Annotated in this window: 18 protein-coding genes and 1 riboswitch; of the genes, 9 read left to right on the plus strand and 9 right to left on the minus strand. The window is 36.2% G+C overall.

All coding sequences use genetic code 11. The features are described 5' to 3' along the window. Window positions 1-46: 46 nt before the first annotated feature. From NSU17_RS01400 to NSU17_RS01410, 3 genes are all read right to left on the minus strand, one after another. Window positions 47-1,402 carry an aspartate kinase gene (locus NSU17_RS01400; protein ID WP_340705466.1) on the minus strand — a complete coding sequence of 452 codons (1,356 nt, stop codon included), beginning with the start codon at window positions 1,400-1,402 and terminating at the stop codon, window positions 47-49. 392 nt (window positions 1,403-1,794) lie between these two features. After that, window positions 1,795-2,853: a hypothetical protein gene (locus NSU17_RS01405; RefSeq protein ID WP_340704089.1), complete on the minus strand. Its 1,059-nt coding sequence runs from the start codon at window positions 2,851-2,853 to the stop codon at window positions 1,795-1,797. A gap of 97 nt (window positions 2,854-2,950) precedes the next feature. Further along, window positions 2,951-5,125 carry a type IA DNA topoisomerase gene (locus NSU17_RS01410; protein WP_340704090.1) on the minus strand — a complete coding sequence of 725 codons (2,175 nt, stop codon included), beginning with the start codon at window positions 5,123-5,125 and terminating at the stop codon, window positions 2,951-2,953. A 166-nt stretch (window positions 5,126-5,291) separates the two neighbouring features. Between NSU17_RS01410 and NSU17_RS01415 the strand changes: the two genes are divergently transcribed. The 3 genes from NSU17_RS01415 (at window position 5,292) to NSU17_RS01425 (ending at window position 6,343) form a co-directional block, all read left to right on the plus strand. Beyond that, window positions 5,292-5,690 carry a hypothetical protein gene (locus NSU17_RS01415; RefSeq protein WP_016839135.1) on the plus strand — a complete coding sequence of 133 codons (399 nt, stop codon included), beginning with the start codon at window positions 5,292-5,294 and terminating at the stop codon, window positions 5,688-5,690. A gap of 132 nt (window positions 5,691-5,822) precedes the next feature. Beyond that, a complete protein-coding gene (locus tag NSU17_RS01420) occupies window positions 5,823-6,137 on the plus strand; it encodes a hypothetical protein (protein WP_145986157.1) in 315 nt (104 codons plus the stop codon). Continuing rightward, a complete protein-coding gene (locus tag NSU17_RS01425) occupies window positions 6,125-6,343 on the plus strand; it encodes a hypothetical protein (RefSeq protein ID WP_340704091.1) in 219 nt (72 codons plus the stop codon). Before NSU17_RS01420 ends, NSU17_RS01425 begins: the two co-directional genes overlap by 13 nt. A gap of 466 nt (window positions 6,344-6,809) precedes the next feature. Here the strand turns inward: NSU17_RS01425 and aspA are convergent, their stop codons facing one another. Further along, entirely contained in the window at window positions 6,810-8,216 is a 1,407-nt protein-coding gene (aspA, locus tag NSU17_RS01430; protein ID WP_340704092.1) for an aspartate ammonia-lyase, read from the minus strand. A 253-nt stretch (window positions 8,217-8,469) separates the two neighbouring features. Here aspA and NSU17_RS01435 point away from each other — a divergent pair, with 253 nt between their 5' ends. Next, window positions 8,470-9,351 (plus strand): DMT family transporter, encoded by an 882-nt coding sequence (locus tag NSU17_RS01435; RefSeq protein WP_340704093.1) that lies wholly within the window; start codon window positions 8,470-8,472, stop codon window positions 9,349-9,351. Between the two features lie 210 nt (window positions 9,352-9,561). Here the strand turns inward: NSU17_RS01435 and NSU17_RS01440 are convergent, their stop codons facing one another. Beyond that, the gene (locus tag NSU17_RS01440) at window positions 9,562-10,680 is read right to left on the minus strand and encodes a conserved virulence factor C family protein (RefSeq protein ID WP_340704094.1); all 1,119 of its coding nucleotides are present in this window, start codon (window positions 10,678-10,680) and stop codon (window positions 9,562-9,564) included. Window positions 10,681-10,695: 15 nt separating this feature from the next. Next, window positions 10,696-12,585 carry an ABC-F family ATP-binding cassette domain-containing protein gene (locus NSU17_RS01445; protein WP_340704095.1) on the minus strand — a complete coding sequence of 630 codons (1,890 nt, stop codon included), beginning with the start codon at window positions 12,583-12,585 and terminating at the stop codon, window positions 10,696-10,698. A gap of 396 nt (window positions 12,586-12,981) precedes the next feature. Between NSU17_RS01445 and qoxA the strand changes: the two genes are divergently transcribed. The 5 genes from qoxA (at window position 12,982) to NSU17_RS01470 (ending at window position 18,856) form a co-directional block, all read left to right on the plus strand. Next, on the plus strand, window positions 12,982-13,872 hold the full coding sequence (gene qoxA / locus NSU17_RS01450) for a cytochrome aa3 quinol oxidase subunit II (RefSeq protein ID WP_340704096.1): 891 nt from the start codon (window positions 12,982-12,984) through the stop codon (window positions 13,870-13,872). 48 nt (window positions 13,873-13,920) lie between these two features. Then, on the plus strand, window positions 13,921-15,870 hold the full coding sequence (gene qoxB / locus NSU17_RS01455) for a cytochrome aa3 quinol oxidase subunit I (RefSeq protein WP_340704097.1): 1,950 nt from the start codon (window positions 13,921-13,923) through the stop codon (window positions 15,868-15,870). Beyond that, complete coding sequence (gene qoxC, locus NSU17_RS01460) at window positions 15,867-16,463, plus strand: cytochrome aa3 quinol oxidase subunit III (RefSeq protein WP_096550877.1); 597 nt, start codon at window positions 15,867-15,869, stop codon at window positions 16,461-16,463. The genes qoxB and qoxC overlap by 4 nt, the downstream gene beginning before the upstream one ends. A gap of 1 nt (window position 16,464) precedes the next feature. Continuing rightward, on the plus strand, window positions 16,465-16,746 hold the full coding sequence (gene qoxD, locus NSU17_RS01465) for a cytochrome aa3 quinol oxidase subunit IV (RefSeq protein ID WP_016839144.1): 282 nt from the start codon (window positions 16,465-16,467) through the stop codon (window positions 16,744-16,746). Between the two features lie 583 nt (window positions 16,747-17,329). Next, a riboswitch (purine riboswitch) is annotated at window positions 17,330-17,430 on the plus strand. Between the two features lie 130 nt (window positions 17,431-17,560). Then, window positions 17,561-18,856 carry an NCS2 family permease gene (locus NSU17_RS01470; protein WP_340704098.1) on the plus strand — a complete coding sequence of 432 codons (1,296 nt, stop codon included), beginning with the start codon at window positions 17,561-17,563 and terminating at the stop codon, window positions 18,854-18,856. A gap of 309 nt (window positions 18,857-19,165) precedes the next feature. Here NSU17_RS01470 and NSU17_RS01475 read toward each other — a convergent pair whose 3' ends face one another. From NSU17_RS01475 to NSU17_RS01485, 3 genes are all read right to left on the minus strand, one after another. After that, window positions 19,166-19,846: a Dph6-related ATP pyrophosphatase gene (locus NSU17_RS01475; protein ID WP_096550874.1), complete on the minus strand. Its 681-nt coding sequence runs from the start codon at window positions 19,844-19,846 to the stop codon at window positions 19,166-19,168. A 211-nt stretch (window positions 19,847-20,057) separates the two neighbouring features. Next, the gene (locus NSU17_RS01480) at window positions 20,058-20,420 is read right to left on the minus strand and encodes an enoyl-CoA hydratase/isomerase family protein (RefSeq protein ID WP_340705467.1); all 363 of its coding nucleotides are present in this window, start codon (window positions 20,418-20,420) and stop codon (window positions 20,058-20,060) included. Between the two features lie 126 nt (window positions 20,421-20,546). Beyond that, window positions 20,547-22,133 carry an FMN-binding glutamate synthase family protein gene (locus NSU17_RS01485; protein WP_340704099.1) on the minus strand — a complete coding sequence of 529 codons (1,587 nt, stop codon included), beginning with the start codon at window positions 22,131-22,133 and terminating at the stop codon, window positions 20,547-20,549. Window positions 22,134-22,606 lie beyond the last annotated feature (473 nt).

The following is a 22,606-nucleotide window of genomic DNA, read 5'->3' on the forward strand; positions in this document are numbered from 1 at the left end:
AAATACAAAAAAGATGCAACAGGTTGTCTGCCGCATCTTCATTATATTAAATCGTTACAGGTGCAAAAAACTCCTCATATAATGCGCGTAAGCATTGGTCTTCATATGGCTGCAATACACCAAATACGAGGCTAACTTCTGATGACCCTTGATTAATCATCTCGATATTTGCTCCAGTTCTAGAAATAGCTGAAGCTGCACGGGCTGCTAATCCTGTATTATTGCGCATACCTTCGCCTACAATGACAATCATGGAAAATCCGTGACGGAAATAAACATCATCTGCGTGAAGTTCTTCTTTCACTCGTTTAACAATGCGTTCTTCTTTTTCAGGATTTAATTGGTTGGAACGAATGATAATTGAAATATCATCCACTCCAGATGGCGTATGATCGTAAGAAATGTTTTCTTCCTCAATGATTTGCAATAGTTTTCTGCCAAATCCAATTTCTCGATTCATTAAATATTTAGAGACGTACAAAGTCGAGAAACCGTGATCTGCCGCTATCCCAATGACCGGTCGACCATTAGGCTTGCGGGATGGAACAATGCGCGTACCAGGAGCAGAGGGATTATTTGTGTTTTTAATATTCACAGGAATCCCTAGTTTGAATACAGGAATTAAAGCTTCATCATGGAATACTGAAAATCCTGCATAAGAAAGCTCCCTCATTTCACGGAATGTAATTTCTTCAATACCGATAGGATCGTTTACCACTTTCGGATTTGCAGAAAAAACGCAATCAACATCTGTGAAGTTTTCATACAGCTCTGCTTTGACAGCCGCCGCTAAGATGGAACCTGTAATATCGGAACCACCGCGATCAAATGTACGTAATACACCATCTTTTGTATATCCGAAAAATCCAGGGAAGACAATGATTTCCTCACTCTTGCCAAGATTTTTTAAGTTTTCATAAGCCTCTGGTAAGGCAACTGTTCTTTCAGGAGGGTCGTTTACAATTAACCCATCTTTTGGGCTAACATATTTCGCCTTCATGCCAATAGAATTGAAATATGCCGCAACTAATTTCGCGTTATTGTCTTCTCCACTTGCTTTTAAATTATCAATGAATAACTCTTTTTCTAATTTTAATGCAATGCGTTCGCGTAAATCTTTCTCTATTACTTCGCAAATTTTTCCGTCTAAACCTAAACCTTGGGCAATTTCAATATATCGATTTAACACATTTTGCAGCTTCTCTTCAACTTGATCATTCCGAAGAGCTGATTCTGCTAAATCGATTAACAAATCCGTCACTTTCATATCATCACCAAAGCGTTTCCCTGGAGCAGATACCGTCACGATTCTTCTTTTTGGATTAGCCTTCACAATATTTGCCACTTTTTTAATTTGTTCTGCACTTGCAACAGAAGTACCACCAAATTTACATACTATCATTTTTTTCATCAAATCCTTACTATCCAGAATTGTATTTTCCATAAAAACATTTGACTTTTCTCAGTGTACAAATTTTATAAAAAATCGTCAAGACCAATTAAATAAAAAGATAAAATATTTGCAAAATTTAATCCGATTATATTAATTCGTCCTAGTATATGTAGAAATTCACTACAAAACTGCATAGTTGCCTAACATAAAAAAACTTCAATTTTTTTTAAAAGAAAACCGTGCACACCTATTCGGTAAAAATAGATGCACACGATTTTACTATATATCATGTGTCAGTATCGATTATCAATACTTAATATTTAGTAGTTTTATTATATACTATCTTCTTGATTTTTCTAGTCTAAATTTATTTTTGATTCATAGATTTTTATAACTTTTTATCATTTAAAAATCGAAATGACAGAAACTAGAAGAATAATCATGACCATAAGTACTAATTGAACATACATCCAACATTTTATATGAAAATCGTCCATAGTAGAATGTATTTTTTGAGAAATAATTGTGATGAACCCGACAAGTACGACTTTAAGTAAAAGTAACAGCCCAAACGGCTTTAACAATAAATCCAATGGCGAATCATATTTATACGCTAACAAACTACCGGAAATAACTAACATCACAATGCAAACAAAAGCATATTCAATGAAAATGGCAATGAAGTTTTTTACCATTGTTTTATATTTAGAATAGAAAAAAATAACAATGGCAAGACCTGTAAACCAAATCGCAGCCGCAATTAAATGAAAGATTTCAAATAGTGCTAAAATAAGTGCGCGAAAATCTGCTGGATATTCGATTTTACAACCTATGAGTATTAGTACAAACAATAAATCGAACCATCGATTTTTATTCAAAAACAATAACCCTAATACTGAGACTATAAGCGAGAGATACCAGCCATACTGAATCGATGATTGGTTTGGTAAGGAAGGAAGGAATCCATCCGTTAATATATTCATTTCCAATAAAATAAGTGAAATCAATGCGAGAAAATGAACGCATTGAATAACAAATCCCCATTGCAAATATGTTTTTCGTACATAGAAGGAATAATTCTGTATAATTCTCCACCAAATCACCGATCCGACAAGTAACAAAAAACCAATGGTATAAAAGGATTGGATGGCAATCAAAATTAGTTGGGACTTTTCGGTAGGATTGTGCCATTCATGATGCTCTAAAAGAGTGATGGGCGAGAAATTTCTAGTAAAATAGATGAATTCGTAGAGGGGATTAAGGGATGCATTATTCACAAATTGAGTAGTACTCTCTATATAAGAATGATTTTGAGGAAGGAAATTAGTGTCCGATGTTTGATTCATAAGCATTTTGAATGATGGATTATGCTCTACATGCGATAATGCTTGCCACTCATCATCCAATGCCACTGACGAAAAAGCATAGAATCCATAGACTAAAATGGCAACAATCATCAATGGAACAAAGCGTTTCCTTATGATGATGAAAATCCTTTCCTCTTTTTATTATTATATTCAGATACACTTCAAATGGATTATTCCATCAAATAGATCCTTACTTTCCTCGCTCTATGTTGTTGGAAAATTCCATCTTCCAACTGAAATATTCTTCTTCAGGATTTTTTTCATAACGCAACATTGCATCAAACTTATTCCCTTTTTTGCTTGTGAGACCTTTCACTAACACATTCCCATCTCTCAACAACTGCTTCACCATCGTTTTCGTCGGTTTCTTTTTCATGGAAGCCAGGAATTTATCATTTTTCCAAATGACAAATTTACATCCATTTTTCCAATTGCTGCAACCAAATCCTTTTTGCCCTTCAATGACCGCATGACCACAAACTGGGCATTTCCCTAACACTTCAAAGGTTTTCTTCTTTTTCTCCACTTCATTTAAAATCACATCTTCATCTTGTTGAATTGTATGTACAGCTCTTTTCGTAAAGTCAAAAATAAATTGTAAAAATCGTTCCCGCTGAAATTTTTGTTTTTCAATATCCGATAACGTTTTTTCTAATCGGCCGGTAAACTCTAAATCAAACAATTCTTTGATTGGGAATGTTTTAACAATTCGCTTCCCTAGCTCTGTGCAAATTAGATATTTATTTTTCGTTGTAATGTAACCAATTGATTTCAACTTTTTGATTGTTTCTGCTCTTGTTGCCGGCGTGCCGATGCTAAAACCGCTTAAAATGGTCGCCATCATTTCATCGCTTTCTTCCAACTCTTCTTCCTTCCCTTTTCCGCACGTTTCCATCACCTTCAATAACGTTTTTTCCGTATGATGTTTCGGCGGCTTAGTAACATGAGAGGTTAGTTCATGGTCCTTGATTGTCACTAGCTCATGAAGGGTTACATTTGGAAGAATCATATCTTTTGACTCAATTTGTTCTACTTTTCTCCACCCTTCTACAATTTGAACTCTGCCTTTTGAAATAAACTCTCCTTTGATTTGGCTCACTTTCGTTACGATTTTTGTTTCTTCATGTTCAGCCACAGGCATAAATTGCATTAGAAAACGATTTTTAATCGCTTCATAAACGATTTTCTCATCATTCGATAAACGGGCAGGCTTCACATACGTCGGGATAATGGCGCTATGGCTTTCAACCTTTGAGTTGTCAAATACACGTTTCTTTTTAGCAAAAACGATTTCACCTTCATAAGGTAAGCCTTTTTTAACAATTTGAAGAACCTTCATTGCTTTATCCACTAAACTTTCTTCCAATACGACGCTAGCTGTACGTGGATAGGTAATATATTTCTTTTCATAAAGGGATTGGGCAACTTTCAGCACTTTATCGGAAGTCCAACCTTTATATTTGCTCGTAATATACCCTTGCAAGTTTGTCAAATTGAATAAGTAAGGCGGATATTCTTTCTTTTTCTCTACGGTCTTTTCGAAAATTTGTGCTTCTTGATGATTCGCTAATGCTTTTTGAATGTTTTCTAATTCATCTCTATTCTTAAATTTTTCCTCTCCATTTTCGTGATACGTTCCTTTATACACATCCCCATTTTGGGTTTGAAAGGACGCTTCGAGTTTGAAATAATCTTCAGGTTTGAATTGTTCGATTTCTTTATCTCGATCATAAATTATTTTTAATGTAGGTAATAAAACTCTTCCGATGTTTAAAGCACTGCCTGATCCTTTCTGATATTTTAACGTTGCAACAGATGTCAAATTAATGCCAATCACCCAATCCGCCCATTGCCGACTAATTCCTGCATCCAACAGCGGTCTCATTTCCGTATTTGGTTTTAATTGTTTAAGACCTTTCAACACTTCTTCCTTCGTCCATTCATTTTGCAACATTCGATACACGGGCTTATTCGTTTTCAAATTATATATAATTGTATCGCCAATCAGTTGCCCTTCCCGATCATAGTCGCAGGCAGAAATAATCATTTCCACGTCAGGGCGGTTCATTAACTGTTGGATAATTTCCAGCTGCTTTTTTGCCCCAAAGTCTTCTTTCTCTTTATTTTTAGGATCTGTTTTCACTTTGTATTGAAATTTTTGTGGGATGAAAGGAAAGTACTCCATTCTCCATTTCGTCATTTTTGGATCATAATCTTTCGCATCATACAATTCAAGAAGGTGTCCGAAAGCCCACGTAATAATGTATCCGTTCCCTTCAAAATATCCTTCTTTTTTTGTTTTTATGTTTAACGCATCTGCAATATTTTTCGCAACGGATGGTTTTTCTGTTAATATTAATTTCATTTTTTACAATCACCTTGTGTTGACTAGTTTTAATTATAATTATAATGTTATTTTCTTTGATTAGAATGTATTGAGTTAACCAGAAATAGTATAATATGAAATTTTATAGAAAATAGTATTTGATATTGATATAATGTCATTACAAAGGTAGGGGGAGTTTATTGCCATGCAAAATGTTTCAAAACGAACGATTTTATGGATTGTACCTATACTCATCCTTTTTATTTTTTGGTATATGTATAAACCAACGGATGGTGCTGAATATATATCCTATATTAAAACACAAACTTCTAGTAGTAGCCCTTCGTTAAACTATGAAGATGCTTTGAACAAAACTTGCGAAAATGAAGAGTGGATTTATTTTAAAACGAACAATCGCCAACATGTTGTAGAGTTTAAAGGAGTTTGTCCTGTTGATGGACAAGAAAAGGCGGATATCAACTTGCAATTTATTGTGGAGAAAGATTTATCGGACTTTAAAGTTGGAGCAATGTTATTGAAAGGCGAGCAACAAACTCCTGAAAAGCGGGATGCGTTTTTAAATGAAGTTCTATCAAGTCAATGATTCATCAGAGCGAATGAAGTAAATTCGCTCTGTTTTTTTATTTTAGGGATATTGACTAATGGCTCACCTTAGCATTTGCTGGTAATTTTCATCGATTGGCTATTCTCTTCCTAATTTTGGATTATATTGAGTTTGCTGATGCCTTTTTCATCCATTGACTATTATCTTCTTGATTTTGACTATTATCGTATCGGGCGAGGCACCCTTTTTCTTCCGTTGGCTATTATCTTGCCGAGTTTGACTATTATCCTTGCATGGTTGACTATTATCTTCATCATTTTGACTATTATCGTATTGGACGAGGCATCTTTTTCTTCCGTTGGCTATTATCTTGCCGAGTTTGACTATTATCCTTGCATGGTTGACTATTATCTTCTTGATTTTGACTATTATCGTATCGGGCGAGGCAACTTTTTCTTCCGTTGGCTATTATCTTGCCGAGTTTGACTATTATCCTTGCATGGTTGACTATTATCTTCATCATTTTGACTATTATCGTATTGGACGAGGCATCTTTTTCTTCCGTTGGCTATTATCTTGCCGAGTTTGACTATTATCCTTGCATGGTTGACTATTATCTTCTTGATTTTGACTATTATCGTATTGGACAGGGAACCTTTTTCTTCCGTTGGCTATTATCTTGCCGAGTTTGACTATTATCCTTGCATGGTTGACTATTATCTTCTTGATTTTGACTATTATCGTATCGGACGAGGCACCCTTTTTCTTCCGTTGGCTATTATCTTGCCGAGTTTGACTATTATCCTTGCATGGTTGACTATTATCCTCTTGATTTTGACTATTATCGTATCGGACGAGGCACCTTTTTCTTCCGTTGGCTATTATCTTGCCGAGTTTGACTATTATCCTTGCTTGGTTGACTATTATCTTCTTGATTTTGACTAATATCGAATTTCGCTAAGCACCTTTTTCTTCCATTGGCTATTATCTTGCCGAGTTTGACTATTATCCTTGCTTGATTGACTATTATCTCCACGATTTTGGCTATTATCGAACATTGCAGATTTCGATTACACTTCATCAAGATGAGCATGTTGTAACTCAAAAAATAAAAGGCAAAGAGCACCTCAATAGTACCCTTCGCCTAAAAAAGTAGCATTATTTTCTTCCAGCAATTCCCGGATGTGTCATTTCATATGGATTTAAGATTTCATTTAACTGTTCTTCTGTTAATACGCCATACTTAATGCAAAGTTCACGGATGGATTCCCCTGTAAGATATGCTTCACGTGCTAATTTTGCAGCTGTTTCATAGCCTACATGTGGGTTAATTGCAGTGATGATTCCAATGCTTTTCTCAACATATTCTTTCATGCGTTCTTCATTTGCCTTAATGCCTTTTAAGCAGTTTTCTGTAAAGGATTTAAAGACATTTGTCATAATCGAAATCGATTGAATTAAATTGAAGAATAACACAGGTTCCATCACATTTAATTCAAATTGGCCTGCTTCAGATGCAGATGTAATTGTTAAATCATTACCGAACACTTGGAATGCCACTTGGTTCATCACTTCTGGCATAACAGGATTCACTTTACCAGGCATGATAGAAGATCCAGGTTGTCGAGCAGGAAGAACGATTTCTGATAAGCCTGCGCGTGGTCCAGATGCCATTAAGCGTAAATCATTGGCAATTTTAGACATGTTGATCATGCAAACTTTTAATGCAGAAGAAACTTCTGTATAGCAGTCTGTATTTTGAGTTGCGTCCACTAAATGTTGTGCACTTCTTAATGGATGTCCGCTGAATTTCGCTAAATGCTCTGTTACGATTCTTATATATTCAGGATCTGCATTTAAGCCAGTGCCGACTGCTGTTGCACCCATGTTGATGTCGTATAAATTGTTTCTCGTATTGGCAATACGTTCAATATCGCGGGCAATTACACGAGCGTATGCTTCAAACTCTTGTCCTAATAAAATAGGAACAGCGTCTTGCAAGTGCGTTCTTCCCATTTTAATAACGCCAGCGAATTCATCTGCTTTTTTCATGAATTCTTGTTGCATGTATTTTGTAGTTTCAATTAATTGATTTAATAAACTTAACACAGCAATATGCGTTGCAGTAGGGAAAGCATCGTTTGTTGATTGAGACATATTTACATGGGAGTTTGGACTAATTTTTGAATAGTTTCCTTTTTCCTCTCCCATTAATTCCAATGCGCGGTTAGCAATCACTTCATTTGCATTCATATTAATGGAAGTTCCTGCCCCGCCTTGAATTGGGTCAACAATAAATTGATCATTCCATTTTCCTTCAATCACTTCGTCAGCAGCTTTTACGATATATTGCCCAACTTCTTTATCGAGTAAGCCAACTTCCATGTTTGCTAATGCGGCTGATTTTTTTACAATCCCTAGTGATTTAATTAATTCTGGATGAATACGATAACCTGTAATTGGAAAATTTTCCGTTGCCCGAATTGTTTGTACGCCATAATAAGCGTCTTTCGGAATCTCCTTTTCTCCTAAAAAGTCTTTCTCAATACGAACTTCGGTATTCATATAAAAACAATCTCCTTTTCTTTCTATCGAAGCTCTAAGCAAACGTTTACATTGTCGAACTTGTATTAGAGTTTCTTTATTAAATCCTACACTATTCTATCATAGAAAAATATAAAAAGAGCCATGTTTCCTAATAATATTTTGTAATAGTATTGCCAAATTCACATAAATGTTATTTAATAGATTCTATATTGCTTTATTTCAGAGTTTTCAGAAAATTATAGGATGCTAATATAGTTTTGAGGGAAGTCAAATGAATGTATCTGCTATGATTAAACTGTCAGTTAGTATGGCCATTTTTGGTTCCATCGGTTTATTTACAGTGAATACAGGGATTCCTGCTGTAGAGCTCGTATTTGTTCGTTGTATCTGTGCAACTTTATTTTTAGGTGGACTATGGTTGTTAACCGGAGGACATAAGACAGAAGTTTGGGATCGTAAAGAAGTATTACAAACTCTATTTTGCGGAATATTCCTCGTATTGAATTGGGTATTTTTATTTAAGGCATTTGAAGAAATGTCCATTTCCGTAGCTATTTCTATTTATAACTTAGCACCCATTTTCGTTGTGATGTTAGGTGCGGTATTATTGAAAGAACACATTACGATTGGGAATATTCTTGCCATTATCATCTGTTTTGTTGGCTCTGTTTTTATTGTTGGAATGGAACATTTACATTCCATTGAAGCTTTTATGAATTCTGGATTTATATGGGCCATGTTATCCGCCATTTGCTATGCGTTGACGATGTTTTTAAGTAAGACGCTAAAAGGATTATCACCTTATGCAACGACATTTGTACAAACAGCTTTGGGCATACTCATTTTGTTGCCAATGTGCGATTTTACGGTGTTTCATGGTTTAACAAGCACAAACATAATGTTTATAGTGGGAACAGGTATTATTCATACTGGATTTGTTTACTATTTATTCTTTGACAGTATTCGTAAATTGCCGACAATCATTGTTTCTGTTTTAACTTTCCTAGATCCAGTTGTAGCGATTTTACTCGATATGGTGATTCTTGATTTTAGACCAAGCCTCTTGCAGACTCTTGGTATTTTGTTAATTTTTGGTGGAATCTCATATACAGTATTAAAGCCTAGAAAATATACACAGGAGAAATTAGCGTAATTAAAAATTTTCTTCTTTCTTTTTATTGACGATTAAGTTTCGCTTTGATGATATGAAACATTCCCTTTTTATCGAATATTAAATTCACTAACTTGAAAAGTATTTTGGAAATATCAAAACACATAGATAAAAGGCTGCCTAGAAAGTAACGACTTGTTAGGCAGCCATTTTTACATTGCAAAGAGCACAAAACTTACCCTACTTTTATACTCAGTTATTATTTCTCTCCGTCATTTGCTTCCAGACGGATCCTTTTGCTTCTTCGCCTTGCTCGATTCGTGCAATAGCCATCTTTACTTGGAGCTTCACCTCAAATTCCGGATCATTTTCCGCATCCCTTAATGCAGGAAGACTCCGTTCCGTTCCAGATTCATATAAAAACATAGCTGCACGCCAGCGGACAAGTTTATTTTTATCTTTTAACGCTTCCATCATGGCCGGTTCAAATTCTACAAATCCAAGATCGCTCATGCAATCTCCTGCAGTGCGGCGAACCGCGGCGCTTTTATCATTCAATGCACGAACAAGAAGCGGCACAACTGCCTTATCTTCAATCATGCCCAAATACACTGTTGCGAGTCTCCGAATGGACATCTGTTCATCTTCCAAAGCTTTTTCCAATAATGGAAGATCATCCAAATCCGGATCCGGAATTTGATCTAGCATTTGGAAACGATCCTTCCAATCCTCCACCTCAAACTCTTCCACCGTAATTTTCTTTCTTTTTACGGCTTCTTGTTTTTTTGCATTTGCTGCTTCCACTATGCGGGCAATCCGTTCATCTGGATATGTTGCTTCAATTTCTTTTAAGACGCTTTGCGCAATTTCTTCTTTATCTCCATAGCGAATGCCAAAATCTGCCCACTTACGTTCGAAAATATAGTTTTCGTCTGTCTTGTCAACTTTAATTTGATGAAACGCATTCACAAACCGCTCACCAGTTGAAATCCGATGTTCACCGGAAGAATCAAACACTTTAATTTGAAGCGGCAATCCTCTAAACATTTGAACGTGGACAAAAACTTCTCCATAATGATCCGCAACTTGTTCCTTTTGTTCCACCTCTTCTGTTTGATCACCAAGCGCATTGCGAACTTGGGATAAAATCGTTTCCCATTGATATTTTGCATTCCGCTCAACCGCTAAAAAATCTAATACGCGATAAACACCCTTAACGCCTTCAATTTTCAAGATTTCTTGGATTTCACTTGGTGCTTCTTCTATATTTTCTTTCGTATAATTAAAGCTTTTGCCAAAAGGCAACTCCTCATCCACTACCACTTTCATTGAATTGGGACTCGGTGTTGGCTCAATCGTTACTATTTTCAATATTCTTCCCTCCATTTAATTTCCGTTCACAATTCCATCTAAATACGTCCATCTTTCAATCAATCGTTCATATTCAGCATTTAGTTCGTTTAATTTATCTGTATATTCTTGTAGTTTCACATAATCCGAACCACAGCCTGCCATTAGTTCTTCCGTTTCCGCTATTGCCTCTTCCACTTGTGCTATTGTTTCTTCAATTGTTTCCCACTCTTTTTGTTCTTTATAAGTTAATTTTTTCTTTTCATTTTTTGGCTTCTCTTGCTTTGGTTTTTCTTGTTTTTCTGCTTTTGTCTCTAACTTTTCAGCTTCGGATTTCTTCGCTAAATATTCTGTGTATAAATCCAAGCTTTCCTCTACATTCCCTTTTCCATCTAAAATCCATAACTTTTTCACAATTCGATCTAAGAAGAAACGGTCGTGGGAAATGGTAATCACAACACCTGGGAAATGTTCAATAAAATCTTCCAATACTCCAAGTGTTTCAATATCTAAATCATTTGTCGGCTCGTCCAATAACAATACATTTGGCTGTTCCATCAATAATCTTAATAAATGCAGTCGTTTCCGCTCACCGCCTGATAACTTCCCAATCGGTGTACCGTGTGTATGTAATGGGAATAAAAATCTTTCCAACATTTGGGCAGCTGAATAACGAACCCCTTCCGAGTCGATAATGTCGTTCGAAGCCTCGCGAATATATTCAATCATTCGCTGATTTTCATTCATTTTTGGAAGCATTTGATGAAAATGGGCTATCTTAACGGTAGGTCCAACAATGACTTCCCCTGCATCTGGCTGAATTTCCCCTGCCAATATCTTTAATAAAGTCGATTTTCCATATCCGTTAGCACCAACAATGCCGATGCGATCCCCTTGTTGAATCAGAAAATTAAAATCTTTTAATATCGTTCGCTCCCCAAACGATTTGGATAAATGGACGCCTTCTAAAACCTTTTTCCCTAATCGGGTAGTCAATAGCGACAGTTCAAGTTTTGCTTCTTCTTTATGCCGTTCAATTTGCTTATCTAATTCTTCAAAGCGCTGAATTCTTGCTTTTTGTTTCGTCGTTCTTGCTTTCGCACCGCGGCGTATCCATTTCAACTCATTGCGGTAACGATTGCGTAATTTTTCTTGCGTTGCCTGTCTATTTTCTTCCCGAATTGCTCGCGCTTCTAAGAAATCCGCATAGTTGCCGTTATGGCGATAAAGGGTTTGATCCGCGAGTTCATAAATATGAGTGGCAATTTCATCTAAAAAATAGCGGTCATGAGTGATAAAAATAACGGCTCCTTTTAAGCGAAGTATCATTTCTTGCAGCCATTCCGTTGATTCTGCATCAAGATGGTTCGTCGGCTCATCCAATAAATAAAGATCCGCCGGTTCAATTAAAACCTTCGCTAATGCCACACGCTTTTGCTGCCCACCTGATAAATTCGAAACATGCTCATCAAACAAATTAATGCCCAGTTTCGTTAAAGCTTGTTTGGCGAGAGCATTAACATCCCAAGCTTTTTCAGCGTCCATTCGCTGCTGCAGTTGGAATAATTGGTTTTGTAGCGCTTCTGATTCAGGCTGAAAGGCGAGTTTTGATACGACTTCTTCATACTCTCTATTTAATTGCAAAATGGGAGAGTTTCCTGAAAAGACAGCTTGCAGAACGGTAAGTCCTTCTTCAAATACAGGTTTTTGCGGCAAGTAGGCAATTCGATATTTGTTTGGATGGTCCATTTCGATGGAATCGGCTTCTTGTTCGCCAGCTAAAATGGAAAGTAAAGTTGACTTCCCAGTACCATTAATTCCGATCAGACCTGCCCGCTCTCCTTCATAAATGGTAAATTCAACGTTTTTAAATAGTGTTTTATCTCCAACGGTTTTTGTTAAATTCGAAACAATTAAATGACTCATCGTATTCCATCTCTTTCAATATAAACTTCTATTCATTCTATCATTTATTATATAGAAATTTTTATCTCCTTGCATTCTTCAGTATCTTATCAAACTGTTCCACACTGGAAGATTTATTTTCTTCTATTTTTATTTAATCTTCGCTCTCAAAATTATTTTTCTAAAATAATATTATACTTATAATGCCTGAATACAGATTTATTGTAAAATTTGGATAAGCTTTGGATAATTATCGACAAAATCTAAAACAATTCATGTCTATTTTGTGAATTTTACACTATAGCCATAGTGAAAACGATGTTAAATTTCTTATTTTGATATAGAATTAACTCAAAGTGAATTGAAAGGAAATCGAAAATCGATTTTCTATTAGAACGTTGAAAGGAGTACATCCATATGAAACGAACTCTGCTGTTATCTCTCCCAATGCTTCTTGTCTTCCTCGCAGGTTGTGAACCTTTATTAGTGTTAGACCCAAAAGGACCTCAAGCAGCACGTCAAGCAAGTGACATTATGATTTCCATCGGGATTATGGCATTTATTGTAATCGTTGTCATGGTTTTATTAGTTTACATGCTTGTTAAATATAGAGCTTCGAAACTACCGGAAGATTACGAACCTCCTCACATTGAGGGTAGTCCTTTGATTGAAGGACTCTTTATTGGTATTCCAATCATTATTGTGGCCGTTCTTTCGTTTATTTCAGTGAAAAGTAACTACATTGTAGAAGCAACTCCACAAGGTTATGAAGATCAAGAACCATTAATCATTTACGCTTCATCTTCCAACTGGAAATGGCACTTTAGTTACCCTGAACAAGATATTGAAACGGTGAACTACTTATATATACCAACGAATCGACCTATTGAGTTTAAACTTTATTCTTACGGACCTATTACAAGTTTCTGGATTCCACAATTAGGTGGTCAAAAATATGCGATGGCTGACATGGTGACAACACTTCATTTAGCTGCGGATACACCAGGAGAATATATGGGACGTAACGCTAACTTCAGTGGTAAAGGTTTTGCTGAAAATACATTCACTGTAACAGCCATGGATCAAGCAAAATTTGACGAATGGGTGGAAGAAGTTCATGCCAATGCTGAACCATTAACTGAAGAAACTTTCGATAAATTATTAGAACCTGGTCATCTTGGAAGAATGACGTTTACCGGAACACACCTTGGATTCAATCCACCACCAGAACATGACCACGGTGCAGATGAAGGAACGGAGCTTGAACATACAGAGTACGAAATGCATGCTGAGCATTCACACGAATAAACGTAAATCTAGTAATTTACGTAATAAACTTTGAGAGGAGAAAAATCCATGGAATTTTTTGAACGATTTGCTGTGCCGCATCCAAGCCCAGCAATCTATGCATCTATGGTAGCGATTGTTGTTGTCTCCCTAGCCATTGTCGTTGGTTTAACATATTTTAGAAAATGGGGGTACCTGTGGCGAGAATGGCTTACGACTGTGGACCATAAAAAAATCGGGATTATGTATTTAATCTCCGCAATTTTGATGTTGTTCCGTGGTGGAGCTGACGCGATTATGATGCGTGCACAGCTCTCCATGCCGGAAAATCAATTATTGGATGCGCAACATTATAATGAAATTTTTACAACGCACGGTGTAGTCATGATCATCTTTATGGCAATGCCTTTCATCTTTGCCTTCATGAACATCGTCGTTCCATTGCAAATTGGAGCTCGTGACGTTGCCTTTCCAAGACTTAACGCTATCAGCTTTTGGCTTTTCTTCTTTGGAGCGATGTTATTTAATATTTCGTTCGTTGTCGGTGGTTCACCAGATGCAGGATGGACGTCTTACTTCCCACTTGCTGGAACGGAATTTAGTGAATCTGTCGGAACGAACTATTATATGATTGCTATTCAGATTTCGGGTATTGGATCCTTAATGACTGGTATCAACATGATTACTACGATCTTAAAAATGCGTGCTCCAGGAATGTCGCTGATGAAAATGCCAATGTTTACATGGGCTACATTTATGGCTTGTGTCATTATCATCTTTGCGTTCCCAGTATTAACAATTGCGTTATTAATGGGTACAACAGACCGCTTATTTGCGACAAACTTCTTTACTTCTACAAATGGCGGTATGGACATGCTTTGGGCAAACTTCTTCTGGGTCTGGGGACACCCGGAAGTATATATCTTAATCTTACCAGCCTTTGGTCTTTACAGTGAGATTATTTCTACTTTTTCTGGACGAAACCTTTACGGATATAAATCAATGGTAGGATCAATGGTGATTATCTCCCTACTTTCATTCCTAGTTTGGACGCACCACTTCTTTACGATGGGTCAAGGTGCTTTAACAAACAGTATCTTCTCCATTTCAACAATGGCCATTGCGGTGCCTACTGGAGTGAAAATCTTTAACTGGCTGCTTACGATGTGGAAAGGGAAAATTCGCTTTACTGTTCCAATGCTGTACTCAGTAGGATTCATTCCACTATTTACAATCGGTGGGGTTACTGGGGTTATGCTTGCGATGTCAGCAGCGGACTATCAATATCACAATACAATGTTCTTAGTCGCTCACTTCCATAATACAATCATACCTGGTGTCGTATTTGCGATGTTAGCTGGCTTACATTACTACTGGCCAAAAATGTTCGGCTTTATGTTAAATGAACGCATTGGTAAATGGGCTTTCTGGTTCTTATCAATCGGATTCGTCCTTGCCTTCTTCCCAATGTACATTACAGGTTTAGACGGACAAGCACGCCGTATGTATACGTATTCAGAAGCGACAGGTTTCGGTCCTTTAAACTTTGTTGCATTCATCGGTGCAGGTTTAATGACAATTGCCTTCTGCATTATCGTCTATAACATTTTATATAGTATTAAAAATTCTCCAAGAAATGTTGGGGATGACCCATGGAACGCTCGTACATTGGAGTGGGCAACGCACAACCCAGTACCAGAATACAACTTCGCACGCACTCCACATGTAGCATCGAGTGAAGCATTATGGGATGTGAAGAAAAATGGACATGAATTATTTAAAGGTGACATTAAAAAAATCCACATGCCAAATAATAGTGGTGTCCCATTTATTATGGGTGTGATTTTCTTTATCGCTGGATTCTCCTTCGTATTTGCATTGTGGGTTCCTGCAGTCATCGCGCTAATCGGTATTTTCGCATGTATGGTGCTTCGTTCCTTTGAAAAAGATGATGGACGCTATATTTCAGTGGAAGAAATTAAAGCAACGGAAAGCACATATGGAGGTGCTAATTCATGAAAATCGATCACACGCAGCCTCTTGAATATGGTACACACCAAAACCAATTGAATATTTTAGGTTTCTGGATTTTCCTTGGTGCGGAAATCATGCTGTTTGCAACACTTTTTACAGCCTACTTCATCATGGAACATCGAACAGGAAATGGACCAACTGGACCGGAAATCTTCGAAATTTCACCAGTGCTTATTGAAACGTTTGTATTGCTCACAAGTAGTTTCACCATTGGCCTTGCTGTTCATGCAATGAGAATCGGACGTAAAAAGGCCATGTTAGCATTTTTAGGTATTACCCTATTACTTGGTCTAGGGTTCCTTTCAGTAGAAATCTTTGAATTTATGCATTACTACCATGTTGGTGCAACTTATCAAACAAGCGGATTTACTGCTGCACTCTTGACAACGCTCGGTACCCATGGTGCCCACGTTACCCTCGGATTGTTCTGGGGACTTAGCATCATCATTCAGGTGGCAAAAGACGGCATAAATGCACGAACAGCCAATAAATCCTTTATCTTCTCTCTCTACTGGCATTTCCTAGATGTTGTCTGGATTTTCATTTTCAGCTTCATCTACTTGAAAGGAATGATGTAATATGAAAGAATTATTCCCTGCAAAACAAGTCGGCGGCTATATCTTTTCATTAGTGTTAACGATTATTGCTCTGCTTGTATATTTTCTGGATTTTACTTTCCCAATAGCAATGTCAATCCTACTTGTCACAGCTTTTGTTCAAGCAACAGTGCAATTAGTGCTATTTATGCACGCAGGTGAAACGGAAGACGGTAAAGCGATTTATACAAATGTGCTTTACGGAATTATTATCGCAGTCGTTACAATAATTGGTTCATTATTGATTTTAATTTGGGATATGTAATGGACATGGAAAAAGCTTGAATCTTGCATTCAAGCTTTTTTATTATTTGACTGAAATTCAAATTGGATTAAATGAAGAAATAGGCCAATGAGTAATAAATAAAAACTCCCTTTCACGATACTAATACCGTACCACATTGATAGATTGGAAACAAAACTAATTCCAAGTAATATCAAACCCAAAATAAAAAGCAACGCAAACAGATTCATAAAATATTTCAACATGGTCCTATCCCCCTTGCTGTCAACAATCGTGAATACCCTTTTGTATATTTTGCGTTCACAATTTAGACAAATTTTTTCTTAAAAAAATAATACCATACTTTTTATACTTCAAACATAATAATTGTATTTTATGAACTTTTTTTGTTTTATGTTTACACTTTTATTAAAATGACTTTCAATTCATCTTTTTAACTGCTCTCAAACTTTGTTCTCCTTATGCATGTTCCTATCCATGACTTTTCGTTTTATTATTCTTACTTTTTTCATTTTTTAAAATATTTTATATTAATTATTTATAAAAAATCATTCTAATTTATATTGACGATTCAAATGAAAGCTGTTATCATTTTTCTAAACTTTTTAATATAACATAAAAACCTTGTATAAATTCAAGAATACGGCTTGAATGTTTCTACCAGCTACCATAAATAGCTTGTCTACAAGGAATGAAAACTTATTATACATAATATTTTTATTCCATTTTGTAGAGAAACTTTGGCCTAATTGTCGCCAAAGTTTTTTTATTGGGGAAATCTATTAGCTGTAAACTTGCTTTCATATATTCTTTGATAAAACTAGGAGAGTACATCATGAGAAACTTTTTTAAATTTACAGAACGAAATACATCCTATAAGCAAGAAACATTAGCAGGGATTACGACTTTCTTATCCCTTGCCTATATTTTAATCGTTAATCCGCTTATTTTGAGCCAATCTGGGATGGATCAAGGAGCAGTATTCACTGCAACAGCTCTTACTGCCATCATTGGTACACTACTTATTGGGCTGCTTGCTAACTTTCCCATCGCCATAGCTCCCAGTATGGGATTGAATTCTTTCTTTACTTTTTCCGTATGTATTGGAATGGGGATTGACTGGAAAATTACACTAACTGGGGTTTTTGTTGCGGGCATTATTTTTACGTTATTAAGTTTAATGAAAGTTCGAGAAAAAATTATTACGATTATTCCATCAGATTTAAAATACGCCATCGCTTCCGGAATCGGGTTCTTCATCACGTTTATCGGTTTAAAAAATGGTGGTATTGTTATAAGCAATGAAGACACATTTGTTTCCATTGGAGATTTGACTTCACCGATGACTCTGCTTGCAATAGTTGGACTTACTATCACAATTATTTTATTAGTGCGTGGAATCAATGGCGGCATATTCTATGGAATGTGTATAACAACCATTATAGGTATGATGTGTGGCTTAATTGAGGTTCCTTCATCATTCATTGGGAGTATCCCAAGTATTGAACCAACTTTTGGTGTCGTGTTTAATCACTTAGATGAAATATTTACACCTGAAATGTTGACAGTCATCTTTACCTTTTTAATTGTTGCCTTTTTTGATACGGCTGGTGCTTTAATTGGATTAACAAGCCAAGCTGGCATGGTCAAAGATGGTGAGATCCCGAATATAGGTAAAGGATTGCTTGCTGATTCTCTTGCCGGTGTATTTGGTGCTATTCTAGGAACTTCAACTCCTGCCACAAGTGTTGAATCGTCAGCTGGTATTGCTGTTGGAGGAAGAACGGGCTTTACATCTGTCGTCATTGCAGCGTGTTTCCTAGTTGCGTTGTTTTTCTCACCGCTTGTCAGTGTGATTTCGGCGGAAGTGACATCCGCTGCATTAATTATTGTCGGTGCCTTAATGGCAATGGAAATTCGTAAAATCAATTGGACAAAGTTAGAAATTGTAATTCCATCGTTTTTAACAATAATTATGATGCCACTTACGTCTAGCGTAGTTATTGGTATTGGATTAGGGTTTGTCCTTTATCCCATTTGTTTAATGGCTCAAAAACGTTTTAAAGAAGTTCATCCAATGATGTATTTACTTTGTATTCTATTTATTTTATATTTTGCGTTTTTCATCTAAGAAACACATTGATGAGTGATGTCAAAAGTAATAACCACTACATAGAATAGTCTAAAAAAATGCTGGTAGAAACCCTCCTCTGAATGAAAGTGCCTGTGAAATTTTTTACTGCGAAATTTCACAGGCAATTGTATTTTACACGCAATCCCATCATCGACACTTTATCTATTGTATTAAGGGTATTTTCGTGTAGTCCTTCATGCTGATTACAATGAAAAACGGCTTTCAAAAGAACTTCTACACCATTTATTTTAAAAATATCAAAACCTTACATTTAGAGAGGCACTTCTAAATGTAAGGTTTTCATTATTACGCTTTTAATTTCAATGGCAAAAATGCATAATTTTCATGTGTAATAATGTCCAACGGTTGAACTTGAAGAGGGGCTGAAAATATTGGACCATCGATCACCGTTGTATGGAACTCGCCCCCTTCGCCGCAAGGATCAATAGATCTTTGCTGAAGCTCGTCCAAGAAGTCTCTAGTCAAGATTCTTCCTAAGTCTTCTATACGCATACCGAGTGATAAATTCACGGTTGTCACCATAGCTATAAAGCCTAAATCAATAAATTCTTCAACTAGCGAACGATGATTTTTAAGGTAAAGGGGCATGCTTAATGTGATCCCTACTTTATTTGTGACATCTGCGTGCCATGTTCCCTCATATGCTACGTCCACGTCTCCAGTCACGAGGACTTCCGCACCTTTTTTCTTCGCCTCTTGTAATAGCTCAATGAAATGTTGTTCATATGTTGTCCAGCTTGCTCCCCGTGAATAAATGGGATAACCAATAGCTTGAGCTTGCGCAGTTAAAAATTCAGGAGTCAGTCTGTGCGAGTGGGAATGTTCTTCTGTTTCATCCAGCATTGCAATTAGTCCAAGTGGTTCTGCTACTTGCTTCGCTTTATATAAAGCAAGCATACTATCCTTTCCCCCGCTAAAGGATGCGATAAATTTTTTATTTTTTACTCTTTCCAGCCAATCATTCACTATCGTTTCAGCCTTTCAATATATGTTTTTTCTTATTTATTATAAACCGTTTATAGACTCAGTGCTTCGAAAAACAAAAAACGAATTAAAGTGTAAAATAGCTCTACTTCTATAGTTACAATTTGCTATATAGAAACAAACAGTTTGAATTCGAAACTGGCTGTATAGAGAGCATTAATTTTAAATATCGCTCTCTTTTATTTTTGATTCATCATTTTTTCATAAGCTGTTTAAACAATACCTCTTTAAATGCTTGATCATGTTCAATTTTAAAGGCTCTTTCAAAACTTTCCTCCGCATGTTTTTTCATATAACTTTTTGTGAATCGTAAAGTCTCAGCAGGAGATTCTAAAATTTGTTTAGCTATTTCAATACATTTATTTAATACTTGATCACTTTCCACAAGGTAATTAACTAATCCAATTTCATACGCTTTTTTTGCATCAATTATTCTTCCTGTAAAACAAATATCCTTCGCAATTCCTTCTCCAACTATCCAGCGAAGTGGAGTAAAAATAGGAGGAGCTCCAAATTTTATTTCGGGATGTGCAAAAGTTGCATCAACTGAACAGATCCCTTATTTTGTTAAATTTATAACTCCTAATGTTTTTTTAATGTTGAAAAAAAGAGGAATTATGTTCAACTATTGGAACATAATTTCCTCTTATTGATTTATAACCACGATTTTTTCTTGTATTCATCAACTTTTTAGTAATGATTGATACATCTCCTCTAATGAAATTACACGTCCTTTATCATCTTTATAAACAACATGTTCAGGTTTGAAATGGATTGGCGATTCAAGACCACAAGCAGCCGCAATACGGAAAAGTCCTTCCCTTAAGGTGATGACATAATTAGCCGTACGATATTTCTTTTCATCAACGACAAGAGCTTTTTGCAAATCAGGGTCTGTCGTTGCAACACCGACAGGACAAGCATTTGAATGGCATTTTAATGCTTGGATGCATCCTACCGTAATCATAAATCCACGTGCGATGTTGACAAGGTCCGCTCCCATGGCTAAGGCAATCGCAATCCGGTCTGCAGAGAACAGTTTGCCGGAAGCGATGATTTTCACCTGATTCCGTACACCGTAATTGATTAATGCACTGTGAACTAATGGCAAGGCGGATTTAATTGGCAATCCGACACTATCTGCTAACTCTTGGAAGGATGCACCTGTTCCACCTTCCCCACCATCAACCGTAATGAAATCGGGACCTTTTCCAGTCTCTTTTATCGCTTTTGCTAAAGCTTCTGATTCATCGGGGCTTCCAATAACTACCTTCATGCCAACGGGTTTTCCTGTTTTTTCTCGAATTTGTTCCATAAATTCAAATAATGAAGGGAAATCATTAAACTCTTTAAATCGGTTCGGACTATCGATTGCTTTAAACGGCTCCACCATACGAATTCTTGCAATTTCCTCTGTCACCTTTTCAGCGTCGATATGGCCACCTCGTGTTTTCGCACCTTGAGCTAATTTAATTTCGAATGCCTTAATCTGTGGAATCTGACTTTTTTCCAATAATGCATCCCAATTAAAATTCCCTTCTTTATCTCGCACACCAAACAAACCAGGGCCGATTTGCATAATGATATCGACATTACCTTTTAGATGATATTCTGAAAGCCCTCCTTCCCCAGTGTTCATCCATGTCCCTTTCGCTAATCCTAACCCCTCTGATAAGGCAGTAATGGCATGATCTCCTAAGGAACCATAACTCATAGCAGACATGCCGATTTGCCCTTTCACAATAAATGGATGTTTCGTTTTTTCTCCAATGACAATTGCATCTTCATCATGTAATAAAAATGCCTTTGAAACATGATCTTCAAATATTTCCTTTCTTTGGCCAAATAAAGGCTCTTTCACTAAGAGGTATCTTTTTGTCTTTATTTTTTCATCGTCCATTTTTAATTCTTCTGTTAACTTAGGAAACATGGAGTTGCGAATATAAAAACCGGGTTTTTCAAAATCTCGAAGTGAACCAAAACCAATTACATCCCGTTTATATTTTGCCGATTTGACAATAGTTTGATATTCGATACGTGAAAATGGCTTCCCCTCAGTATCATTGTTAAATAAATATTGGCGCAATTCAGGACCTATCGTTTCAAATAAATAACGGGCTCTCCCAATTAGTGGATAATTGCGAAGTACAGGATGTTGCTTTTGCGTCCGGTCAATAAAATATAGATATAATCCAATCACGACAAGAATGAATAAAAGGAAGCCTATTAGTACCGAACCAATTACAATCAGCACATCTGCAAGATTCAATATGGATACCTCCAAACAATATTAATTGAAAAAATCCCTATAGTTTAGATTTCTCAATCATATGGAAACTATTCAATTTTAGTTGCGAGAATTCCGATGATGTATTTTCTTCATTTCTGTTAGAAAGAATTTAGACTAAAAATCTGCTGCTTCTAGAATCTGATCCGCCAATAAAATCTATACATTAAACATTTGGAAAATATATCTTGATTTTACACACTACTTAATAAATCGTTCCCTCAAATATTTAAATAATAGCCAAAACTTTGCTTTTAATAGTCAAACTCCAAAAGATAATAGTCAAAGTAACATACTTAATAGCCAAGCAGCTCAAAATCGCCCCTATAAAATCCTATAATAGTCAATTGCTAGCACATATTAGTCAAACTCCGTAAGATAATAGTCAAAGTAATGCTCTTAATAGCCAAACAGCTCAAATTCGTCCTCTTAAAATCCGATAATAGTCAATTGTT

This window comes from Ureibacillus sp. FSL K6-2830, from assembly GCF_038004145.1.
In the GTDB taxonomy this organism is placed as follows: Bacteria; Bacillota; Bacilli; order Bacillales_A; family Planococcaceae; genus Ureibacillus; species Ureibacillus thermosphaericus.